General features: G+C 70.5%; 25 protein-coding genes and 2 pseudogenes. 19 read left to right on the forward strand and 8 right to left on the reverse strand.

The features are described from left to right. Positions 1–3: 3 nt before the first annotated feature. Together BLW04_RS29755 and BLW04_RS19025 are read left to right on the forward strand one after the other, a co-directional pair. Positions 4–229 (forward strand): annotated as a pseudogene (locus BLW04_RS29755) (hypothetical protein); the annotation flags it as partial. A gap of 21 nt (positions 230–250) precedes the next feature. Next, positions 251–676 (forward strand): hypothetical protein, encoded by a 426-nt coding sequence (locus BLW04_RS19025; RefSeq protein WP_371327805.1) that lies wholly within the window; start codon positions 251–253, stop codon positions 674–676. Between the two features lie 20 nt (positions 677–696). Here BLW04_RS19025 and BLW04_RS19030 read toward each other — a convergent pair whose 3' ends face one another. Both BLW04_RS19030 and BLW04_RS19035 read right to left on the reverse strand, forming a co-directional pair. Continuing rightward, positions 697–1215 (reverse strand): hypothetical protein, encoded by a 519-nt coding sequence (locus BLW04_RS19030; protein WP_091544895.1) that lies wholly within the window; start codon positions 1213–1215, stop codon positions 697–699. Positions 1216–1578: 363 nt separating this feature from the next. Further along, positions 1579–1893, reverse strand: coding sequence for a HypC/HybG/HupF family hydrogenase formation chaperone (locus BLW04_RS19035; RefSeq protein ID WP_091544897.1), 315 nt, complete (start codon positions 1891–1893; stop codon positions 1579–1581). Positions 1894–1999: 106 nt separating this feature from the next. Between BLW04_RS19035 and BLW04_RS19040 the strand changes: the two genes are divergently transcribed. From BLW04_RS19040 to BLW04_RS19050, 3 genes are read left to right on the forward strand one after another with little or no spacing between them, the layout of a single operon-like run. Beyond that, positions 2000–2758 carry a nucleotide-binding protein gene (locus tag BLW04_RS19040; protein ID WP_091544899.1) on the forward strand — a complete coding sequence of 253 codons (759 nt, stop codon included), beginning with the start codon at positions 2000–2002 and terminating at the stop codon, positions 2756–2758. Further along, positions 2755–3072 (forward strand): nucleotide-binding protein, encoded by a 318-nt coding sequence (locus tag BLW04_RS19045; RefSeq protein ID WP_091544901.1) that lies wholly within the window; start codon positions 2755–2757, stop codon positions 3070–3072. Before BLW04_RS19040 ends, BLW04_RS19045 begins: the two co-directional genes overlap by 4 nt. A 21-nt stretch (positions 3073–3093) precedes the next feature. Then, the gene (locus BLW04_RS19050; RefSeq protein ID WP_091544904.1) at positions 3094–3489 is read left to right on the forward strand and encodes an ATP-binding protein; all 396 of its coding nucleotides are present in this window, start codon (positions 3094–3096) and stop codon (positions 3487–3489) included. Between the two features lie 366 nt (positions 3490–3855). Here the strand turns inward: BLW04_RS19050 and BLW04_RS19055 are convergent, their stop codons facing one another. Then, positions 3856–4662 carry a nucleotide-binding protein gene (locus tag BLW04_RS19055; RefSeq protein WP_091544906.1) on the reverse strand — a complete coding sequence of 269 codons (807 nt, stop codon included), beginning with the start codon at positions 4660–4662 and terminating at the stop codon, positions 3856–3858. Between the two features lie 99 nt (positions 4663–4761). Between BLW04_RS19055 and BLW04_RS19060 the strand changes: the two genes are divergently transcribed. The 4 genes from BLW04_RS19060 to BLW04_RS19075 are packed head-to-tail and all read left to right on the forward strand — an operon-like array spanning position 4762 to position 6066. Further along, the gene (locus tag BLW04_RS19060; RefSeq protein WP_139306910.1) at positions 4762–5019 is read left to right on the forward strand and encodes a hypothetical protein; all 258 of its coding nucleotides are present in this window, start codon (positions 4762–4764) and stop codon (positions 5017–5019) included. 10 nt (positions 5020–5029) lie between these two features. Then, a complete protein-coding gene (locus BLW04_RS19065) occupies positions 5030–5296 on the forward strand; it encodes a hypothetical protein (protein ID WP_091544910.1) in 267 nt (88 codons plus the stop codon). A gap of 25 nt (positions 5297–5321) precedes the next feature. Continuing rightward, complete coding sequence (locus BLW04_RS26100; RefSeq protein WP_139306911.1) at positions 5322–5501, forward strand: DUF1059 domain-containing protein; 180 nt, start codon at positions 5322–5324, stop codon at positions 5499–5501. Next, positions 5494–6066 (forward strand): NifU family protein, encoded by a 573-nt coding sequence (locus BLW04_RS19075; RefSeq protein WP_091544914.1) that lies wholly within the window; start codon positions 5494–5496, stop codon positions 6064–6066. The genes BLW04_RS26100 and BLW04_RS19075 overlap by 8 nt, the downstream gene beginning before the upstream one ends. A gap of 30 nt (positions 6067–6096) precedes the next feature. Here the strand turns inward: BLW04_RS19075 and BLW04_RS26105 are convergent, their stop codons facing one another. Beyond that, the gene (locus tag BLW04_RS26105) at positions 6097–6606 is read right to left on the reverse strand and encodes a hydrogenase maturation protease (RefSeq protein ID WP_175484142.1); all 510 of its coding nucleotides are present in this window, start codon (positions 6604–6606) and stop codon (positions 6097–6099) included. Between the two features lie 18 nt (positions 6607–6624). Between BLW04_RS26105 and BLW04_RS26110 the strand changes: the two genes are divergently transcribed. After that, complete coding sequence (locus BLW04_RS26110) at positions 6625–7851, forward strand: tetratricopeptide repeat protein (protein ID WP_175484143.1); 1227 nt, start codon at positions 6625–6627, stop codon at positions 7849–7851. Continuing rightward, the gene (locus tag BLW04_RS19090; protein WP_091544920.1) at positions 7842–8612 is read left to right on the forward strand and encodes a biotin--[acetyl-CoA-carboxylase] ligase; all 771 of its coding nucleotides are present in this window, start codon (positions 7842–7844) and stop codon (positions 8610–8612) included. The genes BLW04_RS26110 and BLW04_RS19090 overlap by 10 nt, the downstream gene beginning before the upstream one ends. Here the strand turns inward: BLW04_RS19090 and BLW04_RS19095 are convergent. The 3 genes from BLW04_RS19095 to BLW04_RS19105 are packed head-to-tail and all read right to left on the reverse strand — an operon-like array spanning position 8609 to position 12665. After that, on the reverse strand, positions 8609–9385 hold the full coding sequence (locus tag BLW04_RS19095) for a hypothetical protein (RefSeq protein WP_091544922.1): 777 nt from the start codon (positions 9383–9385) through the stop codon (positions 8609–8611). The genes BLW04_RS19090 and BLW04_RS19095 overlap by 4 nt on opposite strands. After that, positions 9378–11279, reverse strand: a complete 1902-nt coding sequence (locus BLW04_RS19100) for a nickel-dependent hydrogenase large subunit (protein WP_091544924.1) — start codon at positions 11277–11279, stop codon at positions 9378–9380. Before BLW04_RS19100 ends, BLW04_RS19095 begins: the two co-directional genes overlap by 8 nt. Positions 11280–11300: 21 nt before the next feature. Next, positions 11301–12665, reverse strand: a complete 1365-nt coding sequence (locus tag BLW04_RS19105; protein ID WP_217631120.1) for an NADH-quinone oxidoreductase subunit B family protein — start codon at positions 12663–12665, stop codon at positions 11301–11303. Between the two features lie 124 nt (positions 12666–12789). On the opposite strand from BLW04_RS19105, the gene BLW04_RS19110 reads away from it, so the two are divergent. From BLW04_RS19110 to BLW04_RS19135, 6 genes are read left to right on the forward strand one after another with little or no spacing between them, the layout of a single operon-like run. Beyond that, positions 12790–13041, forward strand: coding sequence for a hypothetical protein (locus BLW04_RS19110; RefSeq protein WP_091544926.1), 252 nt, complete (start codon positions 12790–12792; stop codon positions 13039–13041). After that, complete coding sequence (locus tag BLW04_RS19115) at positions 13038–13319, forward strand: hypothetical protein (RefSeq protein WP_091544928.1); 282 nt, start codon at positions 13038–13040, stop codon at positions 13317–13319. The genes BLW04_RS19110 and BLW04_RS19115 overlap by 4 nt, the downstream gene beginning before the upstream one ends. After that, positions 13316–13615: a hypothetical protein gene (locus tag BLW04_RS19120; RefSeq protein WP_091544930.1), complete on the forward strand. Its 300-nt coding sequence runs from the start codon at positions 13316–13318 to the stop codon at positions 13613–13615. The genes BLW04_RS19115 and BLW04_RS19120 overlap by 4 nt, the downstream gene beginning before the upstream one ends. A 1-nt stretch (position 13616) precedes the next feature. Next, on the forward strand, positions 13617–14003 hold the full coding sequence (locus BLW04_RS19125) for a hypothetical protein (protein ID WP_091544932.1): 387 nt from the start codon (positions 13617–13619) through the stop codon (positions 14001–14003). Then, positions 14000–14371 carry a PadR family transcriptional regulator gene (locus tag BLW04_RS19130; RefSeq protein ID WP_175484144.1) on the forward strand — a complete coding sequence of 124 codons (372 nt, stop codon included), beginning with the start codon at positions 14000–14002 and terminating at the stop codon, positions 14369–14371. Before BLW04_RS19125 ends, BLW04_RS19130 begins: the two co-directional genes overlap by 4 nt. Continuing rightward, a complete protein-coding gene (locus BLW04_RS19135) occupies positions 14368–15144 on the forward strand; it encodes an ATP-binding protein (RefSeq protein ID WP_091545860.1) in 777 nt (258 codons plus the stop codon). The genes BLW04_RS19130 and BLW04_RS19135 overlap by 4 nt, the downstream gene beginning before the upstream one ends. Positions 15145–15444: 300 nt before the next feature. On the opposite strand, the pseudogene BLW04_RS29760 reads toward BLW04_RS19135, so the two are convergent. Further along, positions 15445–15666, reverse strand: a pseudogene (locus BLW04_RS29760) (transposase); the annotation flags it as partial. A gap of 146 nt (positions 15667–15812) precedes the next feature. On the opposite strand from BLW04_RS29760, the gene BLW04_RS19145 reads away from it, so the two are divergent. Next, positions 15813–16508, forward strand: coding sequence for an ISAs1 family transposase (locus BLW04_RS19145; RefSeq protein ID WP_091545864.1), 696 nt, complete (start codon positions 15813–15815; stop codon positions 16506–16508). 2 nt (positions 16509–16510) lie between these two features. Further along, on the forward strand, positions 16511–16914 hold a 404-nt coding region (locus tag BLW04_RS19150), incomplete at its 3' end, for an ISAs1 family transposase (RefSeq protein WP_139306914.1).

Below are 16914 nucleotides of genomic sequence, written 5' to 3' on the forward strand. Positions count from 1 at the left end.
TCGATGATCCCGGGGGATGCGGTCGTTACGGGCGACGGCCACGACCGTCCGCTCGACCTGCCGGTCGCGCCGTGTCCTCCGCCCGAACGTGCTCATATCGACGAGGGTCCGCCCGGACCGGTGCACGCCGACTCGCCGCCCGCAGCCAAGGTCGCCTTCTTCGCGGCGATGTTCGGCGCCCGCCGGGACGTGTACGCCCAGCGGTGGGAGAACACCCGGTCAGGCAGGTCCGGCTGGGCGCGCCGCCCCGCTGCAAGGCCGCGCCCGGCGCCGCGGGGCCACCGTGTTCCTCGATCTGGCCACCCTGGAGCCACACGAGAACCAGTGGACCTACCTGTCCGGCCTCGGCCGACTCACGCCAAGAGAGGTCACCCGGCTGGCGCACCGCCTCGGTGAGGTCACCGTCGGCGCCGGGGTCGACCGGCTCCGCTCCCCCACCTCGACCAAGATCGCGGCCCAGCCGCCGGCGGTGGTCCGGGCACGGCTGGGCGCCACGATCACCATCCATCGCAGCGACCATCCACCGCTCGGACGTGGCCAGCTGGCACGAATACGGCTGCTGCGCCAGCCACTCCCGCTACTGGGGACTACCGCTGCACCTGCGGGCCCGATCGGCGGACCGACCCAGGCCGTCATCACCATCGTCGAGAGGGAGCGGCGGAGTGCCGGGTCATAGTAGTAAATCGAATAGAGTCCTCAGCTCACGCGAACTCCCGCACGCTCGCCAGCGCCGGAAGAGAAGGCGTCGTGGCGCTGGTCGACCATCGCCGTCTCGGCGTCACGATGGCGTGAGTGCGCAGCTAGTGCACCGAGGGCATACATCGCCACGGCGAGGATCGCGACACCGATGCCGTAGTGGTAGCCGAGGGCCGAGGCGATCTGGTTCCAGACACCACCCATCATCATGCTGCCGCCACCGCCACCGCCGGCCCACGCTGGGTGGAACGTGGGAGCGAGGATGAACCATGCACCGCCGAGCGATCCGAGCACTGCACCCAGCCGTACGGAGGACCGCACGCTTCTCAGCATGAGCGCCCCGCCGATGGCAGCGACGATGCCTGGAATGAGATGCAGGGTCACGTGCGATTCGGTCCACATCCAGGCCGGCGTGCCACCCATCCTGTAGCCGAACAAGGGACCGACAAACGGCACCAGGGCTCCCCAGGCACCCAGTATCAGGATGACGAACGCTGACGTACGGACCCTGGCCGGCATGACCGCCACCTTCGAGGGAGAGTATGCGTGCTAGCCGAGCCGAGGTGCCCAGGATCACAGCCGACTAAACCCTGCGTCAGCCGCCGGGCCAGGGTGGCCTCCGGGCCGGTCATCGCCGAAGCCGCTAGAGAGGCTTGGACCGGAGAGCCGGCCGACGGTGGTTGCTCGTCGGCCGTCGCCGCGGTGAACGGCTCGCAATTCGGCTTCCGGCAGACTCATCCGCCGAACCGCCGCTAGCGCTGTGAGCAGGAAGGTTCGCCGGATGGGTGAACGAACTCGGTGTGATCGCCCGCAGCTTCGCGAGCCTTGTCGTTGCCGCCCGTCGGCCCCACTCACGACGCTCCTGCGCCCTCGCGAGTTCGCTTACGTCTGTCGGCTCGCGACTCTCCGGCTCGCATCGAGCCCGTCGATATCGGCGGAGTCGGTGAGTTCATTCTCGTACATGTCGCTCAGGGCCTCGAGCGCGTCGAGCGTCTCGCGGGCCTCGGTCTCGCTGATCTTCGCCATGGCGAAGCCGGTGTGGACCACTACCCAGTCCCCCACCTGCGCGCCGTCGGGGCCGTCGAGACCGATCAGAGCCACCGATACCGAACGCGGCACACCGTCGATGTCAACTGTGACGCGCAACTGGGCGACGTCGCTGATCTCGATGATCTGGCCCGGGATGCCAAGGCACATGGCGTGTTCTCCTCGCTGAAGGGTCGGGGGGACTGTAGGCCGTTCGGTAGATGCGCGGAACCAGTAGCGCACGCCCGATCTGGTCCGGGTCCTACAGTCTCCGGTCATGCGCGTGGCGTTCGTAGGCAAAGGCGGTGCCGGCAAGTCGTCCCTGGCCGGGACGTTCGCCCGGGTGCTGGCTGCCACCGGGCGGCGCGTGGTGGCGCTGGACTCCGACCCGATGCCGGGAATGGCCTTCTCCCTCGGCGTGGCCCAGATCGATGCGGGCCTGCCCGACGACGCCGTCGAGGAGTTCGAAGAGACCGGCCGCCGCCGCTATCGGCTGCGCGAGGGCCTCACCGGCACCGGCGCGATCGAGCGGTACGCCGTGCGCGGCCCGGACGGCGTGCACTTCTTCCAGCTGGGCAAGGCCCGCGGCGCACGATGGGATAACACGCGGCAGCATTTCGGCTTCCAACGGGTGCTGGACGACCTGCCCGGCGAGGACTGGAGCGTGGTGGGCGATCTGCCGGGCGGAACGCGGCAGCCGTTTCTCACCTGGGGTCGGTACGCCGAGACGTTCCTCGTCGTCGCGGAGCCGACTCCCGCTTCGCTGCTGACCGCCCGCCGGCTCGCGAGGCTGGCTGTCACCGGCAGTGCTCCGCGGGTGGTCGTCGTCGCGAACAAGGTGCGGACGCCGCGGGACGCCGAGGAGGTCGCTGAGCGGACCGGGCTGCTCCTGCTGGGCGCCGTGCCGTTCGACCCGGCGCTCGACGAAGCCGACCGGCTCGGGCGCGCCGTCCTCGATCACGACCCGACCGGTCCGACGGTCACGGCGGTACGGTCCCTGGTAGCTGCGCTGTCCACCGAGACGAGGGCCAGATGAAGATCGCCGTGGTCGGCAAGGGTGGGTCCGGCAAGACCACCACGTCCGCCGTGCTGGCCCGCACGCTCGCGCGCTCGGGGTACGCCACCCTGGCGTTGGACTGCGACAGCAACCCCAACCTCGGCATCTCCCTGGGAATCGGCGAGGAAGCCACCGAGCGCCTGATCTCGGTGCGCGACGCCGTCGACGCCGGCGAGGAGGAACACGCCTCGAGCGCCGAGGACCTGGTGGCACGGTTCGGCATCGAGGGCCCCGACGGCGTCCGGCTGGCGGTGGTCAGCGCCATCCAGAACCCCGAACCGGGCTGCCCCTAGTGCGGCATCTCACCTGAGCAGTTGCTCGGGCAGCTCGCCGGTCCCGACCGCGTCGTCGTCGCCGACTTCGAGGCCGGACTCGGCACCGTGTTACGCCTCGGGGACAACCCGGTCGACGTCGTCGTGATCGTCGTCGAGCCCACCGTTAAATCGCTCGAGGTGGGCCGCCGTGCGGCGGAATCCGTCCGGGAAGCGGGTCTCGGCCGGATCGTGGTCGCGGCGAACCGAGTGCGGGACGAGCAGGACGCGGCGCGGGTACGCGCTGCCTTTCCGGGGTTGCAACCAGTACTCGTCCCCGACGACCCCGCGATCGTCGAGGCGGAGCGACGAGGCGCCGCCCCGCTCGACGCCGCACCGGATGCCCCAGGCGTGCAAGCCCTGGTCGGGCTCGCCCACGACCTACTGCGCGCCAGCTGAGCGGCGGTCGCCGTGGTCCGGGGGCCACGCTGCACCTCCGGATCGTGTTTCGCCGTACCCGGCCACCGACGGCTGTGGGCAGCGCACACGGTGTCGCAGTGGGGTGACATCGTCAGCACCGCCACCATCACTCTGCTCGTCTACGAGCTCACCGGCTCCGGGCCATCGCCGTCGGCCTGTCGGTCGGCACGGTGTTCTTCAACCCGACCGCAGGACCGGTGCTGCCAGCCCTTGTCGGCACCGACATTCTGATCGTGGCGAACAGGGGCCACGTGGAACCGCCGCCGCGCTCTCCCAGGACGCCGTCGCACCGCTGGGCGGGCTGACCGATCGCCAGGTCACGCAGCAGGCTGTCGTGGACGAGCGCTACTCGTCAGCCGGCGCGCTCCGTGCGGCGCAGGACTGCAGCGCGTCGAGGGCGTCGAGCACCTCGCCGAGCGCCCGCTGGACCTCCGGTGCGACGACTTGGAGCCCGACGGCCCCTGCGCGGTCCGCGGCCGCGACCTCTGCGTCGTAGGGCAGGACGCCGGCCAGCTCGATCCCCTCGGCGGACAGTGCATCGCGGAAGAAAGCCACGTCCTCGGCCGTGCGCGCCTTGTTGCCGACGGCCACGACGTCGGGGATGCCGAGCTCAGTGGCCAGCGCGGCGGTGCGGGCCGCGGTGAGCACGGACTTGCGCGTCGGCTCGCAGACCATCAGCAGGACGTCGGCATGGGCCAGCGTGCCCCCCGACCGGCTGAGGTGCTCCAGACCGGCCTCCATGTCCACCAACGTGACGTCGACGTCCTCGAGCGCGTCGGCCAGCAGGCTACGGACGGTCGCATGGCCGCTGCAGGTGCAACCGGCGCCCGCCGCAGCGACCTTGATGGCCGACAGTAATGTCGGCCCGGCCGGCGTCGGCCGGCCGTACTCGGCGATGAGGTCCGCCGCCGCCGCCGTACCCCCGGGCCCCACGACGGCGGCCCGCGGCAGGACGGGTACGGCCTCGGTTTCGGCGAGCGAGAGCCCCAGCGACAGTCCGAGGTTGGGATTGGAGTCGGTGTCGATGGCAACGACGCGCCGCCCTCGCACGGCGTATTCCCGGGCCAGCAGCCCGGCGACCGTTGTCTTCCCGACACCGCCCTTGCCGACGATGCCGAGCTTGAGTCGCAACTTCTTTTCGATGGCTGTCATGTCTGGTCCTTCCCCGGTGTGCGAACGCTACTGGCGCAGATCACCTACCGGAGGCAGACTGCCAGCACGCGCCGCACCGTCGACAGGCAGGAGCTGCGGATGATCGTCCTCTGGGTCATGAGCGCCATCGGGCTGCTGGTGGTGGCGCCCTTGGTAGTGCTCCTCGCCACCCAGGTCATCCGCCCGGCACTGGAGTGCGCACGCTATGCCGACGACATCCTGGAGCACGGCGTCGGCATCACCGCCGCCGTCGAACCGGTTCCCGCGCTGGTCACCACCCGTGAGCTGACCGGCGAGGTGACCGGGAACGCCGTCGGCTACGTCGGCGCACTCCGGCGCCTCGCCGCCAGCTTCTGAGGAGGCCGCCATGTCCGCAGCCGCCATCGCCGCGCTCGTGGTGACGGGCGTTCTCGTTGCCACCTTGGCCTGCTATCTGCTCTGGATCCTCGTGATCCTGCGGCGCCTGACCGACACCTTCGGCAAGGTCGTGTTCGGGGTGACCGCGATCGCGCACCGCGTGCAGCCGGTCGAGGGCCTCGTCGGCGAGATCAATGGGGACCTTGTCGGCGTCGCCGACGCCCTGGAGGCACTCGCGGCCGACCTCGATCCCCACCGCGCGGCCCGGGCATCATGAACGTCCTGACGAATGGGAGCAGTCGATGGCCGTAGAATTTCGCTGTCAGGACGTCGGAGTCGCCTGCCGGAACGTCGCACGGGCGGAGACCCCCGACGAGCTGGTCGCCGCGGTCGCCGCCCACGCGAAAGCCAAGCACGGGGTCGAACTCAACCAGACCTTGATCGACTACGCCGTCACCAAGGTCCGGCCCGCGGGTGACTGAGCAGCTCCCCGACAGACCGCCCGCGAATCCGCCGGACGCCTCGCTTGCGGCACTCGGACCCCTCCTCGACCGGCTCGAGGAGCTGCTGGATGATGTCGAGGGACTGGACGAGGGCGTGCAGAACCGCGTCTTCGAGCTGCTCGACGGCGTTGATGCGGTACACCGGCTGGCCGTCACGCGATTGGCCGACGCCCTGGCGGATGATCTCGGGTCGGTGCGGCGCAGCGACTCGGCGATCGACTGGTTGTTCGAGGCCTACGGCGTCGGCGTCGACGATGTGGACGCAGCCTCGGCGGCACTGGAGCAGATTCGCCCTTACCTGCACGAGCACGGTGGCGAGGTGGACGTGCTGGCCGTGCAGCACGGCGTGGTGCAGGTCCGCCTGGCGGGCGCCTGTTCCGGATGCACGTCGGCTGCCCAGACGCTGCGTCACGGGGTGGAGGAAGCGCTACGGGAGAATCTGCCCGGTTTCTTAGCGATGAAGGTGCTGTCCGACGACGGCGCAGCAGTGCACCCGCCGCCGTCGTTGCCGGTGCTGCTGCAGATCACGCCGCGGCCGACCTGACCTGGGTACTCGTCGCAACCGGCGGCCTGGTCACGATGACACCACCTCATGCAGGATCAGCAGCCGCCGCACCTCCCGGACGGCGACCGGTACCGCAGCCAGCGCCGCAGCCGACAGTCCGTACCGGGGTTCCTCGGTATCGGTGGTCTGTACACCGACGACCAGCGTGGTGACCGGCAGCACGCCCAGTCCCAGGGCGACCATCAGGGCCCGGGCCGGCGTGGCCAGGTGCATGTCGGCGAGCTCGTCGCGACGCCGGTCGACGCTCAGCGTCCTGACGTCCAGTATGTCGGGCCGCTGCACCACGACGCTGCCCGGTGGCCGGCCCAGGTCGACCGCGTCGACCACCAGCAGCACGTCCGCGGCGACCCGCATCAACTCCTGCACGAGATGGATGCCGCCGATGCCGACCTCCAGCACCCGCACCCCGTCCGGCACCGGCTCGGCAAGCAGAGACTGCGCCACCGCGGGACCGACGCCGTCATCGGCACGCAAGACGTTGCCGAAGCAAGCCACGACGGCGTTCACAGCAGCGACCACGGTGGAAGAGTAGGCACCGTGGCACAGCCGGAGCAGGACGTCCTGACCCGGCGCCTCGCGCAGTACCCGGTCGAACGGTATCCGGTGCAGCACGCGACGACACAATTCCATCTCGGCTCGGTGCTGCTGCACGCCGGTGAGAGCGAGCCGGCCCGACACGCGCTGACCCGCGCCCGGGACCTGTTCGCACGCGCCGGCCTGCAGCTGGAGCAGGCAAAGGCGACCGTCATGCTCGGTGTCGCCCTGCGCACCGCCGGTCGGCTCGACGAGGCAGCGGCCGCCTTCACGACCGCGTTCGCCGACCTCGCCACGCTCGACCAGCCGGCCGAGCAGGCGGCTGCTGCCTACAACCTCGGCCTCGTGCTGCACGGCGATGGCAACGTGAGCGCCGCGCACGCTGCCTGGACCGGTGCCCGCGAGCTCTTCCTCACGGCGGGACATCCGGCCCGGGCCGCGGCAGCGGCACGTGACCATGGCGCCTCGCTGCTCACGACCGGCGCGGTCGAGGCCGCACTGCCCCTACTGGAGCAGGCCGCCGAGCTCGCCGAGCGCGCCGGGGACGACCCGGGCCTGGCCGCGGCCGCGAACGTCCTCGGGCTGGCCCACCTCGCGGCGCAGGAGCCATCCGCCGCGGTCGCGGCGTTGCACCGTGCACTGGGTGGCTGCCCACGGAGCGTGCGGCCGGCCGACCACGCGATGATCCAGGCCAACCTGGCCCTTGCGCATGAACAGGGCGGCAACCCGGCACGCGCCCGGCTCGCCGCCGGACAGGCACTGGCGGTGCCGGGCGCCCCCGCACCGGTGCGCGAGCAGGCTCGGCAGCTGCTGGCCCGGCTGCCAGGGCAGACACACGAGGACCTGCTGACCGTCCTGGACGCCGAGCACCGCGACCAGTGGGCTGTGGTTCTTGGCGCGGAGGTGCGGCGGGCGGCGGAGCTTCCCGCCGGGCCGCGGTGCGCCCTGGTCAGCGGATTCCTGGACGGCCTGCTGGCACGGCCTGGGACATCATACGATCTGGCGGAGAGCCTGCTGCAGGTCGTGCTCGAGCTGCCACCGCAGACGTACGAGCTGATCGTCTCCACCGTCGTCGACGGCTGCGCCGGTCGCCCGGAACAGGACGCCGCACGGCTCCGCGCGGTTCTCGGCTCGGCCATGGCGAGGTTCGCCCTGCCGCAATGGCAACGACTTGTCGCGACCCTCAACGCCGCGGCGAAGGCTGCCGGACAGCCGGCCACATGGAGGTGACCGGCGATTTGAGCGCCGCCGAGGTGGCCGCCGCGCTCGGTGACCGGCCGGTGCGCACCTACCCCGCGCTGCTCTCCACCGAGGCAGTGGCCATGGCGTGGGCCCGGGAGGGGGCGCCGTCCGGCGCGGTGGTCGTCGCGGACTACCAGGCATCCCCGCGCGGCCGCGGCGGGCTGCCCTGGATTGTCCGTCCGGGCGCCGGTCTCGGTTTCACGCTGCTCGCCCGGCCCGGCCTCCCCCCCGAACGCGAGGGCTGGCCCTACGTTGCGGCATTGCTGGCGCTGTACGACGTCCTCGGCACCGACGGCGGTGGCCTCATCTGGCCCGACACCGTGCACGCCGCCGGCGGTGCCGCGCTGGCCAGGCTGGGGGTCTACGTCGAGCTCGGCCAGGCGCGCACCGAGTGGGTGAGCGCAACGGTGCTCGTCGAAGACACCCTCCCGCCCCGAGCGGGGCTGCTGGCCCAGCTCGTGGATGCCCTGGAACAGCGGCTGGCCGCACCCTCCGATCAGGTGTTGGCCGACTACCTCCCGCGCTGCACCACGCTGGGCCGCCGGCTTCGGGCCCGGCTCATCCCGATGGGACCTGGCGGGCCGGAGGTCACCGGCGAGGCGGTCGACGTACTGGCCGACGGCGCGCTGGTCCTGCGCACCGCGCGCGGCAACCGGGTCGCCGTCCCGCCGCACAACCTGGGGTTGCTGGAGGAGCCGCAGGGGCCGATCGAGCCACCGCGGCGGCTCTTCGGCCAGTCGAAGGCCTAGCTCGGCACCGCCTCGACGGCCTCCAGACGATCGAGCTCCTCGACCAGCGCCCACCACAGGCCCCAGTCCCGGTGGTCCATCCCCGCGCTGCCCGCATTCTGGGCGATGCCCAGCTTCAGCTGGTCCCGGCAGGCAAAGGTGCGCCCCCACCGGCCGTCCCGGTCCAGCCCCGCCAACTCCTCCAGGAGCGCGCGCAACGCGGTCAGCGCGGTGGAGTCCGCAAGCCGGTCATCGCCCACCAGCGGCCACAGCTCCCCGGCGAGCGTGAGCAGCGGTGCACGACGGACCTCGGCCCGTACGAGGTCCAGGGCCACCTCCAGGCCGGCCGTGGCCGGCCGGCTCAGCCCCTCCCCCGATCCGGTGACCGCCGGCTCCACCTCTACCGCGACCGTCCGGGGCGGCAGGGCACCCAGCGCCGCCGCGACCTCGACGACGAGGTCCGGGTGCACGTAGCCGGTCACGGCGTCGCCGACCGCGGCCTGCACCTGCGCCGGCGTCAACTCGGGATGGTCGAGGCGACGGCGCAGCACCGTGCCGGGCGAGTGCCCGCGTCGCACGGCACTGACGAGAACCAGCGCCGCAGGACGGAGGTCCTCCAGCCGCTGGGCCACGGCGACGGCGCCGTAGTGCAGCTCCTCGACGAGCACCCCGGGGCCGAGGTCCTCGGCCTGCAACCGCTCGACGGCGAGCCGCCCCAGGTCCAGGTCGCTCTGGAACAGCTCGCTGACCCCGCCGACGAGGACACCTATCCACGCCGGCTGCGGTCTAGTCACCGCCGCACGAGCAGGTGTTGACCTCGCGGACGATCTCGCCGGCGCCGGTGTGGGCATGGGTCGTGCACGGCATGCACGGGTCGAAGCTGCGGATGGCGCGCAGCATGTCGATGCTGGTGAAGCCGGCCGGGTCCGAGAGGTCCTCGATGATCGGCGTGTTCATCACCGCCTCCTCGTAGGGACCCGGTTGACCCCAGGGGTCGCGCGGTGAGGCGTTGATCGTCGAAGGAGTGACGATCTGGTAATTGGTGATCTTTCCCTTGTCCATGACCAGGTGGTGGGTGAGCCAGCCCCGTCCGGCACCCCACCAGCCGACCGACACCCGCTCGTCCTGGGGGATCGCCTTCTCCAGCTCTTCCGGGTTCAGCGCCGCCACCTTCCGCTCCCCCTGCTTGAAGAGCTTGTACGCCTCGAACAGGCTCTCCAGGCCGACCAGCTGGCTGAACAGGTAGTGGTATGCCCGACCGCGGTTGCGCTCGAAGGCGTTCCAGCGCTCCGGCACGTGCCACTCGACCTCGCGTTCGCCGCGCTCTCCCTTCGGGATGAGAAGGCGCATGCTCGAGCCGGTCGAGGAGATGAAGTCGCTGGTCGGCGTCTTCTGGGCCAGGGCGCTGATCAGCAGCCGGGAGTAGCAGCCGGCCTCGACGACCTGGCGGTCCCACCGCGGCGCGGTCGACCAGGTGTACTTCTCCTTCCAGTCGCGGGCACCAGGCATCGGCAACGTCCGCTTGTTCCACGGGTGGTACGGCGAGATCGGGTTGCCGAGGGGGTCGGTCGGGAAGCGGCTCGTCTGCGACTCCTCGTAGTAGGAGTGCTCGACGAACTCCTCCAGGCCGATGTTGATGTCGGTGAGCCGGGTCGTGACGAGCTTGCCGTCCAGCACGACTCCCGGAGTTGACCAGCGCTTCTCACCCCAGGCGTTGCAGTTCTCATACGTCGCGTCGTAGGCGTAGGGGTCATCCCAATAGCCGGGGTCGATGTGGTTGGTCGGGCGGTGGCCGACGTACTGGTAGCGCTCGTCCGCCTCATAGAAGAAGGCCGGAATGTCGTCCCAGACCGCCAGCATCCGCTGGGCGTAGTCGAAGATCTTCCCGAGCTTCGAGTGGTACTCGTTCAGGCTCTGCAGGGTGAGCGTCGTGGAGACACCGCCCGGGACGACGTTCTGCGGGTGGGGGTACTTGCCGGTCAGGATGACGACCATCTCGCGGGAGAGCCGGGTGAACTCCAGCCCCTCCCGGTAGAGGCTGCCGGTCAGCGGGTTCAGCGCGGTCATCAGCTCGGCCATGGTCCGGAAGCCGTGGATGTCGACGTTGGGGCAGGCCCAGCTCTCCGCCTTCGGCCACAGTTCCGGGTTGGAGGACCGGATGACCGACTCGGAGTAGTCGGGCCCGGCGAGCAGGTAGAGGTGCAGCGGGTTGTCGTAGCCCATCTCCGCGGCCTCGGTCATGTTGCGCACGACGGTGCCCAGCGGTGGCGGCTTGATGCCCATGGCCTGCTCGATGGCGTACGCCGCGCAGTGGGCGTGCACCCCCCCACAGACACCGCAGGCACGGGAGGACACGAAGATGGCATCGCGGGGGTCGCGGCCCATGAGGATCACCTCATAGCCGCGGAACAGGGTCGCCTGGGAGTGCGAGTCGAGGTACTGGCCCTTGTCCAGGTCCGCCGTCACGTGCACCGCGAGTGCTCCCGCGATCCGGGTGACCGGGTCCATGTTGAGGTCCTTGATGTGCCCGTTGCGGGCCACCAGGCGCTCGATGCGCTCCCGTCGCTCGGTCTCGTCCATCCCGACGTCCGGCTTGGCGATCGTGACGTCGTAGGGGTTGGGAATGCCGCCGCGCAGCGTCGCGCGGCCGCGGTCATCGAACTCCACCGGCAGGGTCTTGAAGCACATGCGTGAGCTCCTCGGTCCGGTTCAGCTACGGATGCGCGGGCTGCCGCCGCTGGGGGCCTCGTCGGGACGCTTGCCCCAGACGTCGGCATCGTTACGCGCCGTGTCACCGGCGCGGCGCATCTTGTCGTAGAACTTGTGGCCCACGTCGGCCAGCGCAGACGGTTCGGTCTTCTCCCGGGAGAAGGCACTGGGCGAGGCACCCTGGCGGTCCCAGCGCACCTCACGGTTGAGGTTGTCGTTGCTGAACTTGCGCAGCGGCCGGATGACGCTGCCGACCAGCCGCGACACGGTGGTCGAGGCCAGCGAACCGGGCGGCCGCTTGTAGAAGGGCGTGAACTTGTCCGGGAAGCCGGGCATGGTGCAGCCGATGCACGCGCCACCGGCATTCATGCACCCCCCGAGACCCTTGATGGCCCCGCGGGAGGTGATGTTGCAGTTGACGACCGGCCCCCAGCAGCCGATCTCGACGAGGCACTCCGGGTCGCCGAACTCGTGGGCGAAGGTGCCTTCCTCGTAGTAGGCGCCGCGAACGCACCTGCGGTGCACGGTCTCGCCGAACAGCCATGCCGGGCGGCCCAGTTCGTCGAACTCCGGCAGCGGGCCGAAACCCTGGAGGAAGTACAGCACCGCCGCCACCGTCTCGGTGAAGTTGTCACCGATCGGCGGGCACCCGGGAACGTTGACGACCGGCACGCCGAGCACCGACCGGTAGTCCTTGCCGAGGAAGTCCATCAGGCTCATCGCGCCGGTGGGATTGCCCGCCGCGGATGGGACGCCGCCCCAGGTGGCGCACGTGCCGATCGCGATCATCGCGGCGGCGTTCGGGGCCAGCCGGGCGACCCACTCGGTGGAGCTGACCGGGCGCAGCTCGCCGTCGGCACCCCATGGCTCCTCGCCGGTGGCCGACCAGTAGCCCCCCGATGCATGGGCCACCACCTCGTCGGCGATCGAGCCCTCGAGGATGACGACATAGGGTGCGTCGAGAGTGCCCTCGATCGCCTCCTCGGCCGGCCGCAGATAGTGCGGTCCGGACTCCATGTTGAGAACCGGGTGGTGCAGGATCACCCGCGGAAGGCCCGGATGGGCGCCGAGCATCATGCTCTCCACCGACGGGTTGGTCGCCCCCGTCACGGCGACGCTGCAGCCGTCGCAGCTCATGCCGGCGAACCAGAAGGCGTGCACCTTCTCCAGCGGCCCGAACCGGGTGGCCACCGTCGCCGTCGCCGCCGAGGCGAGCATGTCCTCGGTCATCGCGCCGGACGGCATCCCGAACGCCCCGAGGGAGCTGCTGTCGTGGAAACCCGTGATGGGCCCGAGCGCATCGAGCAGCTCCTGCGCGGGGGTGCGCGCGGCGAGCTGGGGTGAACTGGTCTGCCGATCTGCCATCTGCTGCTCCTGTGCCGGGCCCAGGGATGTGCAGTGCCTCACATCGCGTCGTAGGTGCAACATACAGATAGCGGGTGTTCGCGTGTAGCGTGCGCGGCCTGGGTGCGGCTCATCTGGAGGCTCCGTGAACGGTTGGATCCTGGGCTACGTCATCGCGGCGGCCGTGGTCGTCATCGTGGTGGTGGTGGTGCTGATGCTCATCTCCGGCGCTCGGCAGACCGCCGGCAAGGTGGAGGCGATCTTGACCGGCCTGGACGATGTCCGGGACGGAACGGCCGGCTTGTGGCAGGTCGGCGACACTGCTGCAACCGCACAGCGAATCGTGGACGCCGCGGCTGATGCCCGCACCAGCCTGACCCCGGGCGGCCGCTCGTGAATGACCAGGGCTACTGGTTCCTCGCCCTCGGGCTGGGTCTCGTCGTGGCCGTCGTCGTCGTGGTGCTGCTGGAGATGCTGCTGCGGCAGGTGCACCGCATCGAGCGTGGTGCCGGGGGAGTCTGGCGGGCCGGCAAACAGGTCGCCGGCAACACGGCGACCACCTGGCTGCTCGGTGAGACCTCCGACCGGCTGGACGACCTGATCGAGGAGGCGGGCCGCCACGCCGAGCTGCTGACTCCGCCGCCGGCACCGGCCGCCAGGCATGCAGTCCGATGACGGCCCTGCTGGTCACGCTCACGATCGTGGAGATCGTCCTGGTGCTGGCCGTCCTCGTCTATTACCTGGCGCGTATCGCGGGCTCCCTGCGCCGTACGTCGACACTGCTGGGCAAGGTGGCATTCGGAGTGCGCGCGATCGAGACCCAGTGCTCGATCATCGGCCCCTCTGTGCTCACCGTCAATGAGCAGCTCGGCGGGATCGCGGGCGCGCTCGCCGAGCTCACCGACCTGGCCGACGCCGTCGTCGGCCCCACCCCGACAGCCGGCGCCACGTCGACGGCTCGGCAGCGCTGACGTGGACCAATTACATCCACCGAAGTCCGAGGCCCTGCGCGCCCTCTATTGGCGCAGCGAGATCCTGCAGGTCATGTACTGGCTGCGTGGTGAAGGGCTCGGCGACGTCGTCGACGCCGCACTGCTCGAGCGCTTTCTCGGTGTCGACGCCGCGGTGGGCACCGGTTACCTCGACCGGCTCGTCGAGGAGGGTTATCTCGACCGCGCCCGAGCCGATTATGTGCTGTCGGAGCAGGGCCTGGCGGAGGGCAGGACCGAGTTCGCCCTCTCCTTCGCCGATCTGACCCGCCCCGCGCACGGCGAGTGCAGCGCGGACTGCTGGTGCCAGAACTCCGCGGAGGAGGCCATCGCCTGCGCCGCCGAGCGGGACCCGCGGCCCGCCCGGTGACCGCCCGCCGGGAAGAGAACGCCGTCGGGCTGCCGCGCAACTATCTGCGCCCGTGCCTGCTACTGCTGCTCGCCGAGGGAACAGCCCACGGCTACGAGCTGCTTGAGCAGATGAGCACACTGGGCATCGACCGGGTGGATCCCGGCGGGCTGTACCGCTGCCTGCGCGCGATGGACGAGGACGGACTGGTCCGCTCGGCGTGGGAGCCGTCCACGTCCGGACCGGCCAGGAGAACCTACGAGCTGACCGACGAGGGCCGCCAGTGGCTGCACGTCGCCGCCGGTTCACTGGCGGAGGTGGTCCGTACGCTGGATAGGTACCACGCCCGCTATGCCGAGATCGCCGAGCGGCACGAGCCCGTCCGGTGAGGCTGGCCGTGGCCGGCAAGGGTGGCGCCGGCAAGACGACGATCAGCGCCACGCTCGCCCGACTTGCCGCGCGATCGGGCCGACCGGTGGTGGCCCTCGACGCCGACGCCAACCCCAACCTGTCCACGGCGCTGGGAATGTCTCCCGATGTGGCCGCCGGCCTGGGGCCCGTCCCGGCGTCGCTGGTGTCACGCCGCATCGGCGGAGCCGGTCTCAACCAGCCCATCGACGACGTGCTGAACCGTTACACCGGGACCGGCCCCGACGGCGTGCGCCTGCTCGGCATGGGTGCACCAGCGCATGCCGACGAGGGGTGCCTGTGCTCCGCGCACGCCGTCGTGTCCGCGCTGCTGGAGGACCTCGGCGCGCCCGAACGGTTCGTCGTGGTGGATATGGAGGCCTCGCCCGAGCACCTCAGCCGCGGGACCGTCCGGCACGTCGATGCGATCTGCCTGGTCGCCGAGCCCTACTACCGCTCGCTGGAGACGGTGCGCCGGATGGCGGCGCTCGTCGCCGAGCTGCCGGTGCCCTGGGTCGCCGTGGTCGCCAACAAGGTGCGGTCCGCGCAGGACGAGGAGGCGGTCCGCGAGTTCTGCGACCGGCACAGCTTCTCCCTGGCCGGCGTCGTGCCGTGGAACGATGAAGTGGTTGCGGCCGACCGTGCGCGGGTGCCCGTCGTGGAATGGCCACCGGCCCATTCGGTGGTGGCTGCGCTGACCGACCTTGCCGGCGAGCTCGATCGGAGCGTGCGGAGCGCCAGCACGGCCGGATGACCATGCGCTATCCGGAACGGGCCTCCGGCCGTGCTTCGAGTGCCTCGGCCGGTAAAGATCTGGAACTCGGCGATGAATCCGCTGAACGCGGGCAGCCAGAGGGAGGCCGGGCACCAGTGCGGGCCAGACCGCGGAAACACCTCCGGCCAGGCATCCGGCGGGGTAACTGGTCAGGTCACGCGGTAGCGGGCAGCCAAGGATTTCCCTCGGCGAGCATGGTGAGGTCGTCGAAGAAGTGGGACCCGTTTTTCGGGCAGGGGCGAGGTAGGAGCGGATCTGGCAGAACGTCTCGGCTCCGGTCAGTGCCCGCAGGCAGCCGGAGACCTTCTGCCGGACCTTGATCATCCTGATCTCGCGCTCAGCGGCGTTGTTGTCGACGGGAACGGCGAAGTCGGCGGTGAACCGCAAGTGGTCGGCTTGGCGATGCAGCGGGCGACGGGCCAGCGCGTGGTGCTTGTTGGCCAGCTTCCCGACCCGGTCGCGGTTCTCGCTGATGCCGATGTTGGCTGCCGAACGCAACAACCGGGTGTGCCGGTCCAGCTCGACCGGGTCCAGGGTGGTGTCTCGTCATTGTCGTGAGTCGGGGCGGTGACCTGCCGTTTTGGGGGCGGGCACGGGTCGTGTGGTGATCTGAGAGTGTCTAGTCCTCGATCATCACGGAGTGACCCGTGCCCGCATCGCCATCTTCCCTGTCCACGGTCACCGACGCTGTCGGGAGCCTGGTTGAGTCCGGCAGCGACCTCTCATTGGCGGACTCGATCCGACTGATCACCGTCCTGGGGTCGGTGCCGGACCCACGGAAACCGCGCGGCCGTCGTCACTCTCTGCAGTCGGTGCTGAAGCTGGTGGTCGGTGCGGTGATTGCCGGTAAGACCTCGATCGTGGCCATCGCCGGCTGGGCCGCCCGAGCCGACCATCAGCTGGCGCACTGTGGCCCGACGCCGTCGGCGGCCACGTTCACCCGGGTGCTGGCCGCGGTCTATCCGGTGGCTTTGCAGGGCGCGCTGGACCGGTGGATCGCCGGACGCCGCGAGGTCGAAGACGCAACCGCAGCGCCCGACGGGCAGACAGCTGCTGATGATCGGCCACCGGGTCCTCGGGAGGTAATCGCGGTCGACGGCAAGGTGCTGCGCGGGGCCCGCACGACCGACGGGCAGGTGAAGCTGGTCGCCGCCTACGACCAGACCGACGGCGTCGTCCTGGGGCAGGTCGCCGTCGAAGGCGGAGACGAGATCGCCGCCCTACCTGCGGTCTTGGACACCCTGCCCGACCCGGCCGACGTGCTGGTGACCGCGGACGCGCTGCACTGCCAACGCTCCCATGCGGTCTGGCTGCACGACCGGGGGGAGCGCACTACGCCCTGACCGTGAAGGGCAACCAGAAGAACCTGCGGGACACCCTCGCCCGCCAGCCCTGGGGACCGGTTCCCGGCCTAGTGAGCCACGAAGTCGGGCACGGCCGCCGCGAGACACGCTCGATCAAGGTGATAGCCACCGACGGGCAGCCCGACCTGCAAGCACTGTTCCCGCACGCCGCCCAGATCGCCAAGATCGTCCGAAGGCGAACGAAGAAGGGCGCAAAGAACCCCTCGGTGCAGACGGTCTACATCATCACCTCACTCGACCACCGCCAGGCCACACCCGAGGAGCTCGCCGGCTGGGTCCGCGGACAGTGGTCCATCGAGAACGGCCTGCACTGGGTCCGGGACAACACCCAGAGCGAGGGCCGGTCCCAGGTCCGGACCCGGCACGCACCCCAGAACCTGGCCAC

The organism is Modestobacter sp. DSM 44400, assembly GCF_900107175.1.
Taxonomy (GTDB): Bacteria; Actinomycetota; Actinomycetes; order Mycobacteriales; family Geodermatophilaceae; genus Modestobacter.

Bases quoted from the DNA above. Each gene is read 5' to 3' on its own strand.
- BLW04_RS19030 (WP_091544895.1), bottom strand. From the start codon at position 1,215: ATGCCGGCCAGGGTCCGTACGTCAGCGTTCGTCATCCTGATACTGGGT.
- BLW04_RS19035 (WP_091544897.1), bottom strand. From the start codon at position 1,893: ATGTGCCTTGGCATCCCGGGCCAGATCATCGAGATCAGCGACGTCGCC.
- BLW04_RS19040 (WP_091544899.1), top strand. From the start codon at position 2,000: ATGCGCGTGGCGTTCGTAGGCAAAGGCGGTGCCGGCAAGTCGTCCCTG.
- BLW04_RS19045 (WP_091544901.1), top strand. From the start codon at position 2,755: ATGAAGATCGCCGTGGTCGGCAAGGGTGGGTCCGGCAAGACCACCACG.
- BLW04_RS19055 (WP_091544906.1), bottom strand. From the start codon at position 4,662: ATGACAGCCATCGAAAAGAAGTTGCGACTCAAGCTCGGCATCGTCGGC.
- BLW04_RS19060 (WP_139306910.1), top strand. From the start codon at position 4,762: ATGATCGTCCTCTGGGTCATGAGCGCCATCGGGCTGCTGGTGGTGGCG.
- BLW04_RS19065 (WP_091544910.1), top strand. From the start codon at position 5,030: ATGTCCGCAGCCGCCATCGCCGCGCTCGTGGTGACGGGCGTTCTCGTT.
- BLW04_RS26100 (WP_139306911.1), top strand. From the start codon at position 5,322: ATGGCCGTAGAATTTCGCTGTCAGGACGTCGGAGTCGCCTGCCGGAAC.
- BLW04_RS19090 (WP_091544920.1), top strand. From the start codon at position 7,842: ATGGAGGTGACCGGCGATTTGAGCGCCGCCGAGGTGGCCGCCGCGCTC.
- BLW04_RS19100 (WP_091544924.1), bottom strand. From the start codon at position 11,279: ATGTGCTTCAAGACCCTGCCGGTGGAGTTCGATGACCGCGGCCGCGCG.
- BLW04_RS19105 (WP_217631120.1), bottom strand. From the start codon at position 12,665: ATGGCAGATCGGCAGACCAGTTCACCCCAGCTCGCCGCGCGCACCCCC.
- BLW04_RS19120 (WP_091544930.1), top strand. From the start codon at position 13,316: ATGACGGCCCTGCTGGTCACGCTCACGATCGTGGAGATCGTCCTGGTG.